We start from the raw sequence: 14,759 nt of genomic DNA, 5'->3' as shown, positions 1-14,759 counted from the left end.
CGCGCATCAGCAGCGCCATGACGCCGCCGATCAGGAAGAACGCGAAGGACGTGACCAGATACAGCGTGCCGATCGTCTTGTGGTCGGTGGTGGTGAGCCACTTGATCACGACGTTGCCGGGTTGCTTGCGCCTTACCGGCAGCTCATCCGCGTAGTGGGACTCTGCTGCCGCGGCACCCTGAGGTTCGTTGAGGATGCTCACAGGTTGTTCGTCTCCCGGTTCTTCTCGTGGCTCGTCTGCGCGATGCCAGCGGGGATGTAACCGGTCTGCCCCTTCTTGGCGAGGTCCTTGAGGTGCTGCTGGTAACGCTCCGGCGAGACGACCTTCACGTTGAACAGCATCCGGGAGTGGTCGACGCCGCAGAGCTCGGCGCACTTGCCGAGGTAGGTGCCCTCCTTGGTGGGGGTCACCTGGAAGGCGTTGGTGTGACCCGGGACGACGTCCATCTTCATGAGGAACGGCACCACCCAGAAGTCGTGGATGACGTCACGCGAGGTGAGGACGAAGCGAACCGTCTCGCCCTTGGGGAGCCAGAGGGTCGGACCCGGGTTGCCGGTCTGCGGGTTCTTCGTGGCGGGCGTGCCGACGTCGTAGACACCGCCGGCGTTCGCCGGGAAGTCCTTCTTGAACCGGTCCGGAATGGCGGCCAGGTTCTTGTCGGTCGTCGCGTCACCGGTGACACCGTCGACGTTCTCGATGTAGTTGAAGCCCCAGCTCCACTGGAAGCCCACGACGTTGACCGTCACGTCGGGCTTCTTGTCGAGGCTCAGGAGCTTCGTCTCATCGCGGGCCGTGAAGTAGAACAGCACCGAGACGATGATGAGCGGAACAACCGTGTACAGCGCCTCGATGGGCATGTTGTACCGGGTCTGCGGGGGGATCTCGACCTTGGTGCGGCTGCGCCTGTGGAACATGACGCTCCACATGATCAGGGCCCACACCAGGACGCCGACGGCGAGCGCGGCAGCCCAGGATCCCTGCCACAGGGAGAGGATCCGCGGACCCTCCTCCGTGGTCGGGGTGGGGAAACCAAGGCGAGGGAAGTCCTTGGATGTGCAACCGGTCGCGGTCGCCAGGACCAGGCCCGCAGTCATTGCCTGCAGCAGCTTCCGCCGCATCGGGCGCCGCGGCGAGCGGTCGGAGCCGTTGGGACTCACGTAGCGCCTTCCCGAGAGTCTCGCCCGCGCGGATTGGCTGCGGCCTGCCTTCACGCGGGTCGGTCGCCGCCCTGCGTCGGGCAGGGGTTTGGATGTTTATGCGGACCAAACCCTAGCCGACGCCCTCCGGGGGTTCGCGGGGAGGGTGGCATACGCGCCGCCCGTTACTCCTTGCGCCTAATAGCTCGGGGGTTCAGGTGATTTGGGCGGGTGCGGGACGCGTTGTGGCTTGTCGCGCAGTTCCTCGCGCCCCTGTTTGGCTTGCCCGCGATTTAACGTTGCTGTGTGTCCTACTTCGATGCTGCATCCTCCGCTCCCCTTCATCCCGTCGCCCGGCAGGCCTTGTTGGCCGCTCTCGACGACGGGTGGGCGGATCCGGCTCGGCTCTATGGAGAAGGACGTAGGGCACGGCTGCTGCTCGACGCCGCGCGGGAGGCCGCTGCCGAGGCCGTCGGGTGCCGGGCCGATGAGCTGGTGTTCACCACCTCGGGTACTCGGGCCGTGCACACGGGAATTGCCGGGGCTCTGACGGGGCGGCGGCGCGTCGGACGTCACCTGATCGTGTCAGCGGTTGAACACTCTTCCGTGCTCCATTCGGCCGAGAGCCTGGTGGCGGCGGACGGTTCGGTGACCGAGGTGCCCGTGGACCGGACGGGGGCGGTGAGCGCGCGGGCCTACGGCGAGGCGCTGCGCCCGGACACCGCGCTGGCCTGTCTCCAGTCGGCCAACCACGAGGTGGGGACCGTGCAGCCGGTCGCCGAGGTGGCCGAGGTGTGCCGGGCGGCCGGGGTGCCGTTGCTGGTCGACGCCGCGCAGTCGCTGGGCTGGGGGCCGGTCGAGGGCGCGTGGTCGCTGCTCGCGGCCAGCGCGCACAAGTGGGGCGGCCCGGCCGGCGTCGGCCTGCTCGCGGTACGCAAGGGCGTGCGCTTCGCGGCCCAAGGTCCCGTAGACGAACGGGAGTCGGGGCGCTCCCCCGGCTTCGAGAACATCCCGGCGATCGTGGCCGCGGCGGCCTCCCTGCGCGCGGTCCGCACGGAGGCGGCCGAGGAGGCGGTACGGCTGCGGGAGCTGACGGAGCGGATCCGGGCGGGGGTGGCGCGGTCGGTGCCGGACGTGGACGTGGTCGGCGATCCGGTGCGGCGGCTGCCCGGGATCGTCACCTTCTCCTGTCTCTATGTCGACGGAGAGACCCTCCTGCACGAACTGGACCGCGCCGGTTTCTCCGTCTCGTCCGGATCGTCCTGTACGAGCAGCACGCTGACGCCCAGCCATGTGCTGAAGGCGATGGGCGTGCTGAGTGAGGGAAACGTGCGGGTGTCGCTGCCCCCGGGGACGACGGAGGAGGACGTCGAGCGTTTCCTCGCGGTGCTGCCGGGGGCGGTGGCGGGGGTGCGGGAGAAGCTGGGGGCGGGGGTGCCCGCAGCCGTCGTAGAAGAGGACTCGCTGGTAGTGGACGCGCTCGGAAAGCGCTGCCCGATCCCGGTCATCGAGCTCGCCAAGGTCATCGGGGACGTGCCCGTGGGCGGCACTGTGCGCGTCCTGTCCGACGACGAGGCAGCACGGTTGGACATCCCGGCGTGGTGCGAGATGCGAGGGCAGGAGTACGTAGGGGAAGAGGAAGGTCCCGCGTACTTGATCCGCCGGTTGACCTGAGACACCCAGGGGCGCGGGGCTGTGTCGATCTGCGGCTACCGCCGCGTGTGCGCGACCAGCCCCCACGCACCCACAGGCAACAAACCGGCTCAGCCCAGGTGCTTACGAACCTCCACCGCCGCGTCATCCCCGTACGCCTTGGTGAACCGCTCCATGAAGTGCCCACGAGACACCTGGTACTCCTGCGTACCCACCGTCTCGATGACGAGCGTCGCGAGCATGCAGCCGAGCTGCGCCGCCCGCTCCAGCGAGACACCCCACGCCAGCCCCGAGAGGAACCCGGCGCGGAACGCGTCGCCGACACCCGTGGGGTCGGCCTTGCGCTCCTCCTCCGCGCAGCCGACCTCGATCGGGTCCTCGCCGACGCGCTCGATGCGGACACCGCGCGAGCCGAGCGTGGTGACGCGGTGGCCGACCTTCGCCAGGATCTCCTCGTCGCTCCAGCCGGTCTTGGACTCGATGAGTCCCTTCTCGTACTCGTTCGAGAAGAGGTACGCCGAGCCCTCCAGCAGGATGCGGATGTCGTCGCCGCCCATGCGCGCGATCTGCTGGGAGAAGTCCGCGGCGAAGGGGATGGACCGGGTACGGCACTCCTCCGTGTGGCGGAGCATCGCCTCGGGGTCGTCGGCGCCGATCAGGACCAGGTCGAGACCGCCCACGCGGTCGGCGACGGTCTTCAGCTCGATCAGACGGGCCTCGCTCATGGCGCCGGTGTAGAACGAGCCGATCTGGTTGTGGTCGGCGTCGGTGGTGCACACGAAACGGGCGGTGTGCAGCGTCTCGGAGATGCGCACCGAGTCGGTGTCGACGCCGTGCCGGTCGAGCCAGGCACGGTACTCGGCGAAGTCGGAGCCGGCGGCGCCGACGAGGATCGGCGCGGTGCCGAGCTGGCCCATGCCGAAGGCGATGTTGGCGCCGACGCCGCCCCGGCGTACGTCGAGGTTGTCGACCAGGAAGGAGAGCGACACCGTGTGCAGCTGGTCCGCGACCAGTTGGTCGGCGAAGCGGCCGGGGAAGGTCATGAGGTGGTCGGTGGCGATGGAGCCGGTGACTGCGATGCGCACGGCGAGGACTCTCCTGAGGGAGGCTGCGTTGACAGTTCACGCTACCCGGTCGGCCCGGCGGCTCTGAAGCGGCAAAAACTACCCGATAGTAGATCTTTCTTCGCGAGGTAAAGCGTGTCTACGGTGCCGTATGACGAACCTCAAAGTCGACGGTCCCGTTCCGGCCCACCTCGAAGGCGAAGGTGAGGCGGATCTCGCGGCGCTGCGCGGCGACTGCGCCCGGATGGCTCCCCACTGGGTGGTTCCCGACCGGATCGTTGCCGTTCCGGTGTCCCCGTCCCTCATCCACGGCGTGTCGGTGCCCTCGAAGTCGGCCCGGCTGCTGGACGCGATGGGGGATTACGGCAACTGACGACTGAGTTCGAAGCTCGTCGGCTCCATCGGCGCGCTCGGGGGAACCGTGCGCTCCCCCGCTGCGTCCCATCGCTGTCCCCCGTAAAGGGGATGCGGGATACGACCCTTCCGCCTGCCTCTTTGACAGGGGCGGGTCAGGGTCATGGGACAGTTGCGCAGCCGAAGGAGCGATGCGGTGAACACCGAGCGACCCGACAACGAGGACGCGACCGGCGCCTCCGATGATGTGCCGGGCGTGGGGGACGCCGTGAAGGGTGCCGTGGAGGGGCCCGAGGCCGAGGGCGCGGACGAAGGCGCCGTCGAGGTCACGGACGAGGGTGCCGTTTCCGAGGAGGCCGGCCGACCCGAGACGGCGGGGCCGGAGAACACGGGCCCGGAGAACACGGAGCCCGGGGAAACAGAGGCCGAGGAGACAGAGCCCGAGGAGACAGAGCCCGAGGCATCCGCCGTAGAAGCCGCCGCTTCGGAACATCCCACCCCGGTGACATCCGAGGCGCGGCCCGACCGGCCGGATGCCCCGGACGCCTCCGAAATCTCCGGCCACACCGACGACGGGCACCCGGCGCGATCCCGGTCCCGGTCCCCCCTCGTCATCGCCTCCGTGGCCGCCGCCGTACTGCTCGTCGGCGGCGGCGGGGCGTCCCTCGCGTCCTCCTCCTCGTCCTCCGGAGGTTCGGGCGACGGGACGGGGTCCGCGGCCTCCGGCGCCGGCGGCACTCCCCCGGCGCTCGCGCTCGACGGATACGCGACGGGCGGTACGAACGGGATCGCGTCCGGGGAGCCGAATCCGTACGGCGAGACCTACAAGGCCCAGGGCACTCTGCCCGCCGGGCCCGGCTCCGCGGCCGTCTACTCACCGGAGGGTGCCGTCCGCAAGGACGATGTCGCCCGGCTCGCGAAGGCGCTCGGTGTCGTGGGGACACCGGTGGCCGAGGGGCAGTACTGGAAGGTCGGCGGGCAGGACGGCAGCGGGCCGAGTCTCCAGGTGAACAAGGCGGCGCCGGGACTGTGGACGTTCAACCGCTACGCTCCCGGCACCGACAACTGCACCGACACCCTCAAGTGCGCTCAGGATCCCGGCACTTCGGCCACCGACCCGGTGAGTGTCACGGTCGCGAAGCGGGCCGCCGCCCCGGTCCTCAAGGCCGTCGGCCAGGACGACGCGAAGGTGGACGCGAGTCAACTCATGGGCGCGCAGCGGGTGGTGAACGCCGAACCGGTGGTCGGCGGGCTGCCCACGCACGGCTGGACGACCGGGCTGACCGTCAGCGCCCAGGGTGAAGTCGTCGGCGGGAGCGGGCAGTTGGCGGCGCCGATGAAGGGCGACGTCTATCCGGTGCTGAGCGCGCAGAAGACGCTGGCGCTGCTGAACGCGGCGCCGGGGACCGACCACCGCATGGGCATCGGCGGCTGCGCGAGTCCCGTACCGCTGAAGGACCGGCTGGAGGCGCCCTGCGGATCGTCGACCGCCGGCTCCGCCACACCCGCGCAGGCTGCGGCCACCGTCGAGCACGCGGTGTTCGGGCTCGCCGCGCACTCCGTGGGCGGGAAGCAGACGCTGGTGCCGTCCTGGTTGTTCGAGGTGCGGCAGTCGGGTACGCAGGACAGCTTCACGGTGACGTACCCGGCGATCGACCCGAAGTATCTGGTCTCGGCCGGTACGCCCACTCCCACGCCGACCTCGACGGCGACCGCGGCTCCGCACGATGTGAAGGCGGACGGTTACTCGGCCGACGGGAAGAACCTGACCGTGACCTTCACCGGCGGGGTGTGCGCGGACTACAAGGTGGCGGCCTCGGAGAGTCCGGACAAGGTGACCGTCACGGTGACCGCGACGCCCTGGCCGGACAAGGTCTGCATCATGATCGCCAAGTTCTACCACCGGACCGTGGAGTTGAAGGCGCCGCTGGGCGACCGAAAGGTCGTGGGGTCGGACGGCAAGGAGATTCCCGTGGAGAAGAGCGCCCAGCCGACGGCGGGCGCGGGGCCCTCGCTGGCCCGGTAGGTCTGGTTGGCCTGTAGGCCTGTTTGGAACTTCTCAACGGGCATCGGAAAGCCCGAAGGCGGCGGCCCTGTCGGAGGGGGCCGCCGCCTTCGCCGTGCTCAGTTGCTCTGTGGGGCTTAGCTGAACGAGTCGCCGCAGGCGCAGGAGCCCGTCGCGTTCGGGTTGTCGATCGTGAAGCCCTGCTTCTCGATGGTGTCGACGAAGTCGATCGAGGCGCCGCCCAGGTACGGGGCGCTCATGCGGTCGGTGACCACCTTGACGCCGCCGAAGTCCTTGACGACATCGCCGTCGAGGGAGCGCTCGTCGAAGAAGAGCTGGTAGCGCAGGCCGGAGCAGCCACCGGGCTGCACGGCGACGCGCAGGGCCAGGTCGTCCCGGCCTTCCTGGTCGAGCAGGGCCTTGACCTTCGCCGCGGCGGCGTCGGACAGAAGGATGCCGTCGGTGACGGTGCTGGTCTCGTCCGATACGGACATCTACATCTCTCCCGGGTTGTACGGAGACTGCTTGCCGACGATGTCAACCGCCGGGGCCGTGGATTCATTCCGGGCCGTGCCCGGTGTCTTTCCCCCGGCACCTCTCTCCATGCTCGCACACCCCCGCAAGGTCCCCCGCTGAGCGCGTATCGGGCACCCGCCGGGATTGATGTCACATCGACGCTATGGCCATCGTCAAACTGACGTGAAGCGGTTATGATAGATAACGTCAATTCGACGAAAAGGCTTGTCTGTCAGAACAGAAAGGGTGCGTGTCGTGACCACCGCCCAGACCCAGGAGCTCGACGTTCAGCCGACGCCCCTCGCCCTGCTGCTGCTCGGCCGTGAGGCCGACCCGAGGAGCGAGCGCGGTGTCGAGTGCCCCGGCGACCTGCCCTCCCCGTCCGACCCGGACCTGGTCGAGCGGGCCCGCGCGGCCAAGGAGAAGCTCGGCGACAAGGTCTTCGTCCTCGGCCACCACTACCAGCGCGACGAGGTCATCCAGTTCGCCGATGTCACGGGCGACTCCTTCAAGCTGGCCAGGGACGCAGCCGCGCGCCCCGAGGCGGAGTACATCGTGTTCTGCGGTGTGCACTTCATGGCGGAGTCCGCGGACATCCTGACCGGCGACGACCAGAAGGTCGTACTCCCCGACCTCGCGGCCGGCTGCTCGATGGCCGACATGGCCACCGCCGAGCAGGTCGCCGAGTGCTGGGACGCGCTGACCGAGGCCGGCACAGCCGAGCGCGTCGTGCCCGTCTCGTACATGAACTCGTCCGCGGACATCAAGGCGTTCACGGGCAGGCACGGCGGCACGATCTGTACGTCGTCGAACGCGCAGCGCGCGCTGGAGTGGGCCTTCGAGCAGGGCGAGCAGGTGCTGTTCCTGCCCGACCAGCACCTCGGCCGCAACACCGCGGTGCGGGACCTGGGCATGAGCCTGGACGACTGTGTCGTCTACAACCCGCACAAGCCCAACGGGGGCCTCACCGTTGACCAGTTGAGGTCCGCGAAGATGATCCTGTGGCGCGGCCACTGCTCGGTGCACGGCCGCTTCTCGCTGGAGTCGGTGGAGGACGTGCGCGCCCGGATCCCGGGCGTCAACGTCCTGGTCCACCCGGAGTGCAAGAACGAGGTCGTGGCCGCGGCCGACTACGTCGGCTCGACCGAGTACATCATCAAGGCACTTGAGGCGGCCCCGGCCGGTTCGAAGTGGGCCATCGGCACCGAGCTGAATCTCGTACGACGGCTCGCGAACCGTTTCGCGCCCGAGGGCAAGGAGATCGTCTTCCTCGACAAGACGGTCTGCTTCTGCTCGACCATGAACCGCATCGACCTCCCCCACCTGGTCTGGACCCTGGAGTCCCTCGCCGAGGGCAACCTCGTCAACCGCATCGAGGTGGACAAGGAGACGGAGGCGTTCGCGAAGCTGGCGCTGGAGCGGATGCTGGCGCTGCCGTAAGCCCGTCCCCTTTGTGGTTCTACTCCACCCGCGGCCGGACCAGGCCCGACTCGTAGGCGATGACGACGAGTTGGGCCCGGTCGCGGGCGCCGAGTTTGGCCATGGCGCGGTTGACGTGGGTCTTCACCGTCAGCGGGCTGACCTCCAGGCGTTCGGCGATCTCGTCGTTGGAGTGGCCGCCCGCGACCTGGACGAGGACCTCGCGTTCGCGCACGGTGAGGGCTTCGAGGCGTTCGGCGCGGGCCGGGTCGCGGTCCTCGTCCAGGTCGCCCTGGGCGAGGAAGCGGGCGATCAGGCCCTTGGTCGCCACGGGCGACAGCAGGGCCTCGCCGGCCGCGGCGACCCTGATCGCGCTGAGGAGTTCCTCGGGCTCGGAGCCCTTGCCGAGGAAGCCGGAGGCGCCCGCGCGCAGGGACTGCACCACGTAGTCGTCGACCTCGAAGGTCGTCAGGATGACCACCCGGACATGGGCGAGGGACGGGTCCGCGCTGATCATGCGGGTGGCGGCGAGGCCGTCGGTACCGGGCATCCGGATGTCCATCAGTACGACGTCGGCCCGCTCCTCCTTCGCCAGCCGCACGGCCTCCGCGCCGTCCGAGGCCTCTCCCACGACCTCCATGTCGGGCTCGGAGTCGACGAGTACGCGGAAGGCGCTGCGCAGCAGGGCCTGGTCGTCGGCGAGCAGGACACGGATCGTCGTCATACGGGGTCCCCCGAGGCGCGTGGGCGGGTCTTGACCGGCAGGATCGCATGGACGCGGAAGCCGCCTCCGTACCGGGGACCGGTGGTGAGGGTGCCGCGCAGGGCGGTGACGCGCTCGCGCATGCCGAGCAGGCCGTGGCCGCCGCCGGAGTCGGGGTCGTGGTCCTCGCCGGAGCCGTTGTCGAGGACGGTGACCTCGACGTTCGGTCCGACGCGTACGACGCTCACCTCGGCCTTCGCCTCGATGCCGGCGTGCTTCTGCACGTTGGTGAGGGCCTCCTGGATGACGCGGTAGGCGGCCAGGTCGACGGCGGCGGGGAGGGTGGTGCCGTTGTCCGCGCGGGCGACCTCGACCTGGAGGCCGGCGTTGCGGAAGGTGTCGGCGAGCTCTTCGAGGCGATCGAGGCCGGGGGCCGGTTCGGTGGGCGCCTCGGGGTCTCCGGACTGGCGCAACAGGCCGACGGTGGCGCGGAGTTCGTTGAGCGCGGAGCGGCTGGCCTCGCGTACGTGGGCGAGGGCCTCCTTGGCCTGGTCGGGGCGCTTGTCCATGACGTGCGCGGCGACTCCGGCCTGGACGTTGACGAGGGCGATGTGGTGGGCGACCACGTCGTGCAGGTCACGGGCGATGCGCAGCCGTTCCTCGGCGACCCGGCGGCGGGCCTCCTCCTCGCGGGTGCGTTCGGCCCGTTCGGCGCGCTCGCGGATGGCGTGCACGAACTCCTTGCGGCTGCGTACGGCGTCCCCGGCGGCGGCCGCCATGCCGGTCCAGGCGAAGATGCCGAGGTTCTCCTGCGCGTACCACGGAAGCGGGCCGCCGAGCATCGCGGCGCCGGTCAGCACGGTCATCGTGAGCAGGCCCACGCGCCAGGTGGTGGAGCGGTCGGTGGAGACCGCGACGGTGAACAGGGCGACCACGGCACACATCGCGACCGGGGCGCGGGGGTCGCTGGTGACGCTCTCGACGAGGGATGCGGTGCCGGTGACGGCGAGGACCAGCATGGGCGCGCGGCGGCGGAAGACGAGTGCGGCGGCGCCGACCGCCATCAGGACCAGGCTGAGCGGGTCGGGGGTGCGGATGCCCCAGCTGACGCCGCGCCCGCCGTGCGGGTCCACGAACGAGCCGGCCACCATGCACACGAGCACCGCGGCGGCGAGCGCCGCGTCCAGCGCGCAGGGGTGCGCCTTCGCTTGGCAGCGGGCTCGGTCGAAAGCGCTCATTCTGGCAACGGTACGGGGTCCCTGGCGGGGGCGGAACGGGGGGCAGCTGTACGTTCCCTGTACTTGTGCGGGGTGTTGGTGCGGGCGTTCCGGGGGCTGCGCCCCCAGACCCCCGCTGTCGGCCTGAACGGCCTCGTCCTCAAACGCCGGACGGGCTGGGTTTGCTGGCCGGCGCTGAAAAGATGCCGGACGGGCTGGGTTTTGGTGGCCGGCGCTGAAAAGGTGCCGGACGGGCTGAGCATGCGGACCGGCGTGGAGAAGTGGCGCCGGTGCAGCCTCACATGTCGGACGGGCGGAATGCGGTCACCGGCGTTGAAAGGTCACCCCGGGATCAGGCCGTCGTCGCTCAGCAGGTCCCGGACTTCCTCCAGGGTCGCGTCCGGGGACGGGAGGATGAGCTCCGACGGCTCCAGGGAGTCGTCAGGGAGCGGTTCGCCCAGTTCGCGGACCTTGGCCAGGAGGGCCTGGAGGGTCTCGCGGAAGGCGGGGCCGTCGCCGTTCTGCACTTCCCTCAGGAGTACGTCGTCCAGCTTGTTCAGCTCGGTGAGGTGGCCGTCGGCCAGCCTCACCTGCCCCTCCCCCATGATCCGTACGATCATGTCGCCCTCCTCAGGCGTGGGCCGTCACATCACGTCACTGCTTGTCGAAGCGCGGGGTGTCCTGCGGCTGGGAGGAGGACTGCGACTGGGACTGGTCCTTGCCGCCCTCGATCGCCTGCTGCGAGGCCGAACCTCCGGCCAGCTCCGCCTTCATCCGCTGGAGTTCCAGCTCTACATCCGTACCACCCGACAGCCGTTCCAGCTCGGCCTGGATGTCGTCCTTGGCCATGCCGGTCGGATCGTCCAGGGCTCCGGAGGCGAGCAGTTCGTCGATGGCGCCGGCGCGGGCCTGGAGCTGCTGGGTCTTGTCCTCGGCGCGCTGGATGGCAAGCCCGACATCGCCCATCTCCTCGGAGATGCCGCTGAAGGCCTCGCCGATCCGGGTCTGTGCCTGGGCCGCCGTGTACGTGGCCTTGATGGTCTCCTTCTTCGTACGGAAGGCGTCCACCTTGGCCTGGAGGCGCTGGGCCGCGAGGGTGAGCTTCTCCTCCTCGCCCTGGAGGGTGGTGTGCTGTGTCTCCAGGTCCGTCACCTGCTGCTGGAGCGCGGCCCGGCGCGAGAGCGCCTCGCGGGCCAGGTCCTCACGGCCCAGCGCGAGCGCCTTGCGGCCCTGGTCCTCCAGCTTCGAGGACTGCGACTGCAACTGGTTGAGCTGGAGCTCCAGACGCTTGCGGGAGGTGGCGACGTCGGCCACACCCCGGCGCACCTTCTGAAGCAGCTCCAGCTGCTTCTGGTACGAGTAATCGAGGGTTTCGCGCGGGTCCTCGGCCCGGTCAAGGGCCTTGTTCGCCTTCGCGCGGAAGATCATCCCCATACGCTTCATGACACCGCTCATGGGCTTCGCGCGCCCCCTTCTGACGGACTCCAGCTCCAGCGACTGCAACAGAACCCACAGTACGGGCCCTGCATCCATTACCGCACTGTTCGGGGACGGATGCGCTCATCCCCAAGGACGACTGCCTACGGTCCCGCTCCGGCGTAAGGAGTAGGTGTTCCCCGGGTGACGACCCGGAGCCGACCGTCTGCGACGCCTCTCTTGTCCCCCTACAGACGACTGGTGTTGCCGGATCGTTCCCCACAGGACTGGGGTCCAACCCCATCCACCCCGTAAGCTTGGGTTTTGTGTTCCGTAGCCGTGCCAAGGAAGAGAAGGCCGCGACCGCCGACCAGGCCTCGCCGACCGACTCCAAGCAGCCCCGAGACCCTCAGGCCCCCAAGGGTCGGCCCACGCCCAAGCGCAGTGAGGCCCAGACCCAGCGCCGCAGCGTGGCCAACACCACGCTGACGCGCAAGGACGCCTCCAAGCGGCAGCGCGACGAGCGGCGGGTGCAGCTGGAGAAGCAGCGCCAGGCCCTGTCCGGCCGTGGCAACGAGCGGGATCTGCCGCTCCGTGACCGGGGCCCGATCCGCAAGTTCGCGCGTGACTACATCGACTCGCGCTTCAACGTCGCCGAGTTCTTCCTGCCGATGGCCGTGGTGATCCTGGTGCTCAGCGTGGTGCAGGTGCCCGCGCTGCAGAACATCGCGCTGCTCCTGTGGCTCGTGATCATCATCCTGATCCTGGTGGACACGTTCCTGAACGTGTTCCGGATCCGCAAGCAGCTCGCCGAGCGCTTCCCGGGCCAGGACACCAAGGGCACGGTCTGGTACTCGCTGATGCGCTCCCTCCAGATGCGTCGACTCCGGCTGCCGAAGCCGCAGGTCAAGCGCGGAGAGCGGCCCTGAGCGCGGACTCCTTCTCCGGGGGCGCGGCGGAAGCCTGGCTGGCGAAGCTGGGCGGGCTGCGGGACGTCGTACGCCAGGAGCTGGTGGCCCGGCAGCTCGACGAGCAGATAGCCGGCCGGTATCCGGTCGGGCAGCGGCTGCGGGTGCTCGACGTCGGGATGGGCCAGGGCACGCAGGCGCTGCGGCTGGCCCGGGCCGGGCATCAGGTGACCGGGCTCGAACAGGAACCGACGATGATCGCCGCGGCCCGCGAGGCGCTGTCCGGTGAGCCGGAGGGCATCCGGGAGCGGGTGCGGATCATCGAGGGCGACGGCCGGGACACGGGCGTGCACTTCCTGCCGGGCAGTTTCGACGTCGTGCTCTGTCATGGCGTACTCATGTACGTGTCCGAGCCCGATCCGCTGCTCGCGGGTCTTGCCCGGATGCTGGCGCCGGGCGGGCTGCTGTCCCTTCTGGTGCGGAACGCCGACGCGCTGGCGATGCGGCCCGGGCTGTCCTGGGACTGGGCGAGCGCACTGACCGCGTTCGACTCGACCGCCTACCGCAACCGGCTGGGCCTGGATGTGCGGGCGGACCGGCTGGACACCCTGACGGCCACGCTGGCCGGGATCGGGGCGCCGCTGCAGGCCTGGTACGGCGTGCGGGTCTTCACCGACACGGCTCCGGAAGGCGTCGAGATCCCGGATGACGTGGAGCCGCTGCTGGCCGCCGAGGAGCGGGCCGGGCGGACCGATCCGTACCGGGCGGTGGCCGCGCTGCTGCATCTGTGCGGCGTGCGGGGCTGAGCACAGGCCTGCGGCGAGAGGCCCGTTCGGGTCAGCAGCACAAGCCGGGCATTCACCCCAAAGAGAGACTCGGCGTATGGACTCTTCCCGTACCCGAACCCGTACGCGTGCCCTGCGGCCCGTGGCTTTTCTCGCCTGTTCGCTCGCGCTGGTCGCGGGGTGTTCGGGCGCCGGGTCCTCGTCGTCCTCCTCGTCCTCCTCGTCCTCCTCGTCCTCCTCGAAGAAGGGTGACGGCTCGACGACACAGGCCGCCGAGGCCGCCGTACCGATGGCGGGCAACGACCTGCAGAGCGACTACCAGAAGGTGATCAAGGAGGTCCTGCCGTCGGTCGTGCAGATCCAGGCCAGCGGTGATCTGGGGTCGGGGGTCGTGTACGACGACCAGGGGCACATCGTCACCAACGCCCATGTCGTCGGGAACGAGAAGACCTTCAAGGTGACCACCGCGAACAGCGAGGACGTGCTCACCGCCAAGCTCGTCTACTCGTATCCCGAGCAGGACCTGGCCGTGGTCAAGCTGGACAAGGTGCCGGACGGGCTCAAGGCGGCGACCTTCGCCGACTCCGCCAAGGTCCAGGTCGGGCAGATCGTCCTCGCCATGGGCTCGCCGCTGGGACTGTCGTCCAGCGTGACGCAGGGCATCGTGTCGGCGACCGGACGGACCGTCAGCGAGGGCAGCAGCGACGGGGGGACGGGCGCGACCATCGCCAACATGGTGCAGACCTCGGCCGCGATCAACCCCGGCAACAGCGGGGGCGCGCTGGTCAACCTCGACGGGCAGGTCATCGGCATCCCGACGCTCGCGGCGACCGACCCGAACCTCGGGGGCGGGGCCGCGCCCGGGATCGGGTTCGCGATCCCGGCCTCGATGGTGAAGACGGTCGCCGGTCAGATCGTCAAGGACGGCAAGGTGACCGACTCGGGGCGGGCCGCGCTCGGCATCACCGGCCGTACGGTCGTGGACGACAACTACCAGGCGGCCGGGGTGGCCGTGGTCGAGGTGAAGAGCGGCGGAGCCGCGGACAAGGCCGGCATCCGGGCCGGCGACATCATCACGAAGCTCGGCGACACGGACATCAGCACGATCACCTCCCTGTCGGAGGCGCTGGCGTCCGAGAAGCCGGGGCAGAGGACGACGGTGACGTACACGCGCAACGGCGCGTCGAAGAAGGTCGATGTGACGCTGGGCGAGCAGTGAGAGGGGGCGGCCAGTATTTTCTCCGGCCGCCCCCTCTCCCCCGATTACGCCTCCTCGGCGTGCAGGCTCATCGGGCCGTAGATCTCCGTGGAGTCCTCGAACAGCCGTACCTGGTCCGCGCCACCCGCGACGAGGTCCTTCCACACCTCGCCGAGCCAGGACTCCGCGTCCCCCTGCGTGGTGAACTCCTCCGGCGGGACCGCGGGTTCGACCTCGGTCCCGTCGGACTTCTCGAACCGCCAGATCCATGCCGCCATGTACGCCTCCAAGGTCTCAGCGCATGCAGAGCAGAAGCCGGATCTTGAGTCCGGCTTCTGCCGAGCAGCCTATTCGCTCCGGTGGGTGAGTGGTGGATGAGCTGCG

General features: G+C 69.6%; 15 protein-coding genes and 1 pseudogene. 7 read left to right on the top strand and 9 right to left on the bottom strand.

Going from position 1 to position 14,759, the window contains the following annotated elements; all coding sequences use genetic code 11:
- Together ACWDEW_RS47050 and ctaC are read right to left on the bottom strand one after the other, a co-directional pair.
- A pseudogene (locus ACWDEW_RS47050) lies at nt 1-202 on the bottom strand (cytochrome ubiquinol oxidase subunit I); the annotation flags it as partial.
- Nucleotides 199-1,158, bottom strand: a complete 960-nt coding sequence (gene ctaC, locus ACWDEW_RS47045) for an aa3-type cytochrome oxidase subunit II (protein ID WP_450522258.1) — start codon at nt 1,156-1,158, stop codon at nt 199-201. The pseudogene ACWDEW_RS47050 and the gene ctaC, both read right to left, overlap by 4 nt.
- A gap of 285 nt (nt 1,159-1,443) precedes the next feature.
- Between ctaC and ACWDEW_RS47040 the strand changes: the two genes are divergently transcribed.
- Nucleotides 1,444-2,811 carry an aminotransferase class V-fold PLP-dependent enzyme gene (locus ACWDEW_RS47040; protein WP_450522256.1) on the top strand — a complete coding sequence of 456 codons (1,368 nt, stop codon included), beginning with the start codon at nt 1,444-1,446 and terminating at the stop codon, nt 2,809-2,811.
- Between the two features lie 89 nt (nt 2,812-2,900).
- On the opposite strand, the gene ACWDEW_RS47035 is transcribed toward ACWDEW_RS47040, so the two are convergent.
- Complete coding sequence (locus ACWDEW_RS47035; protein WP_450522254.1) at nt 2,901-3,875, bottom strand: carbohydrate kinase family protein; 975 nt, start codon at nt 3,873-3,875, stop codon at nt 2,901-2,903.
- Between the two features lie 130 nt (nt 3,876-4,005).
- Between ACWDEW_RS47035 and ACWDEW_RS47030 the strand changes: the two genes are divergently transcribed.
- Complete coding sequence (locus ACWDEW_RS47030) at nt 4,006-4,227, top strand: hypothetical protein (protein ID WP_450522252.1); 222 nt, start codon at nt 4,006-4,008, stop codon at nt 4,225-4,227.
- A gap of 177 nt (nt 4,228-4,404) precedes the next feature.
- On the top strand, nt 4,405-6,234 hold the full coding sequence (locus tag ACWDEW_RS47025; protein WP_450522251.1) for a hypothetical protein: 1,830 nt from the start codon (nt 4,405-4,407) through the stop codon (nt 6,232-6,234).
- Between the two features lie 116 nt (nt 6,235-6,350).
- On the opposite strand, the gene ACWDEW_RS47020 is transcribed toward ACWDEW_RS47025, so the two are convergent.
- Nucleotides 6,351-6,707 carry an iron-sulfur cluster assembly accessory protein gene (locus ACWDEW_RS47020; protein WP_019075810.1) on the bottom strand — a complete coding sequence of 119 codons (357 nt, stop codon included), beginning with the start codon at nt 6,705-6,707 and terminating at the stop codon, nt 6,351-6,353.
- A 277-nt stretch (nt 6,708-6,984) separates the two neighbouring features.
- Between ACWDEW_RS47020 and nadA the strand changes: the two genes are divergently transcribed.
- On the top strand, nt 6,985-8,169 hold the full coding sequence (gene nadA / locus ACWDEW_RS47015) for a quinolinate synthase NadA (protein WP_450522248.1): 1,185 nt from the start codon (nt 6,985-6,987) through the stop codon (nt 8,167-8,169).
- A gap of 19 nt (nt 8,170-8,188) precedes the next feature.
- Here nadA and ACWDEW_RS47010 read toward each other — a convergent pair whose 3' ends face one another.
- The 4 genes from ACWDEW_RS47010 to ACWDEW_RS46995 form a co-directional block, all read right to left on the bottom strand.
- On the bottom strand, nt 8,189-8,872 hold the full coding sequence (locus ACWDEW_RS47010; RefSeq protein WP_399116884.1) for a response regulator: 684 nt from the start codon (nt 8,870-8,872) through the stop codon (nt 8,189-8,191).
- On the bottom strand, nt 8,869-10,089 hold the full coding sequence (locus ACWDEW_RS47005) for a sensor histidine kinase (protein ID WP_450522246.1): 1,221 nt from the start codon (nt 10,087-10,089) through the stop codon (nt 8,869-8,871). The genes ACWDEW_RS47010 and ACWDEW_RS47005 overlap by 4 nt, the downstream gene beginning before the upstream one ends.
- Before the next feature lie 320 nt (nt 10,090-10,409).
- On the bottom strand, nt 10,410-10,688 hold the full coding sequence (gene pspAA / locus ACWDEW_RS47000) for a PspA-associated protein PspAA (RefSeq protein WP_200716464.1): 279 nt from the start codon (nt 10,686-10,688) through the stop codon (nt 10,410-10,412).
- A gap of 34 nt (nt 10,689-10,722) precedes the next feature.
- Nucleotides 10,723-11,523, bottom strand: coding sequence for a PspA/IM30 family protein (locus ACWDEW_RS46995; protein WP_200716465.1), 801 nt, complete (start codon nt 11,521-11,523; stop codon nt 10,723-10,725).
- A gap of 287 nt (nt 11,524-11,810) precedes the next feature.
- Between ACWDEW_RS46995 and ACWDEW_RS46990 the strand changes: the two genes are divergently transcribed.
- The 3 genes from ACWDEW_RS46990 to ACWDEW_RS46980 all read left to right on the top strand — a co-directional run bounded on the left by ACWDEW_RS46990 (nt 11,811) and on the right by ACWDEW_RS46980 (nt 14,396).
- Nucleotides 11,811-12,413: a DUF3043 domain-containing protein gene (locus tag ACWDEW_RS46990; protein WP_450522244.1), complete on the top strand. Its 603-nt coding sequence runs from the start codon at nt 11,811-11,813 to the stop codon at nt 12,411-12,413.
- An 83-nt stretch (nt 12,414-12,496) separates the two neighbouring features.
- Nucleotides 12,497-13,198 carry a class I SAM-dependent methyltransferase gene (locus ACWDEW_RS46985; RefSeq protein ID WP_450522242.1) on the top strand — a complete coding sequence of 234 codons (702 nt, stop codon included), beginning with the start codon at nt 12,497-12,499 and terminating at the stop codon, nt 13,196-13,198.
- A gap of 76 nt (nt 13,199-13,274) precedes the next feature.
- On the top strand, nt 13,275-14,396 hold the full coding sequence (locus tag ACWDEW_RS46980) for a S1C family serine protease (protein ID WP_450522240.1): 1,122 nt from the start codon (nt 13,275-13,277) through the stop codon (nt 14,394-14,396).
- Nucleotides 14,397-14,440: 44 nt separating this feature from the next.
- Here the strand turns inward: ACWDEW_RS46980 and ACWDEW_RS46975 are convergent, their stop codons facing one another.
- Nucleotides 14,441-14,653, bottom strand: coding sequence for a hypothetical protein (locus ACWDEW_RS46975; protein WP_019075820.1), 213 nt, complete (start codon nt 14,651-14,653; stop codon nt 14,441-14,443).
- Nucleotides 14,654-14,759 lie beyond the last annotated feature (106 nt).

This window comes from Streptomyces sp. NPDC001100 (assembly GCF_053598575.1).
This window is presented reverse-complemented; position numbering and strand designations above follow the sequence as displayed.

Excerpts from the sequence above, each read along its gene's own strand:
- ACWDEW_RS47030 (WP_450522252.1), top strand. The coding sequence starts at position 4,006 with ATGACGAACCTCAAAGTCGACGGTCCCGTTCCGGCCCACCTCGAAGGC.
- ACWDEW_RS47020 (WP_019075810.1), bottom strand. The coding sequence starts at position 6,707 with ATGTCCGTATCGGACGAGACCAGCACCGTCACCGACGGCATCCTTCTG.
- ACWDEW_RS47010 (WP_399116884.1), bottom strand. The coding sequence starts at position 8,872 with ATGACGACGATCCGTGTCCTGCTCGCCGACGACCAGGCCCTGCTGCGC.
- ACWDEW_RS47005 (WP_450522246.1), bottom strand. The coding sequence starts at position 10,089 with ATGAGCGCTTTCGACCGAGCCCGCTGCCAAGCGAAGGCGCACCCCTGC.
- pspAA (WP_200716464.1), bottom strand. The coding sequence starts at position 10,688 with ATGATCGTACGGATCATGGGGGAGGGGCAGGTGAGGCTGGCCGACGGC.
- ACWDEW_RS46995 (WP_200716465.1), bottom strand. The coding sequence starts at position 11,523 with ATGAGCGGTGTCATGAAGCGTATGGGGATGATCTTCCGCGCGAAGGCG.
- ACWDEW_RS46980 (WP_450522240.1), top strand. The coding sequence starts at position 13,275 with ATGGACTCTTCCCGTACCCGAACCCGTACGCGTGCCCTGCGGCCCGTG.
- ACWDEW_RS46975 (WP_019075820.1), bottom strand. The coding sequence starts at position 14,653 with ATGGCGGCATGGATCTGGCGGTTCGAGAAGTCCGACGGGACCGAGGTC.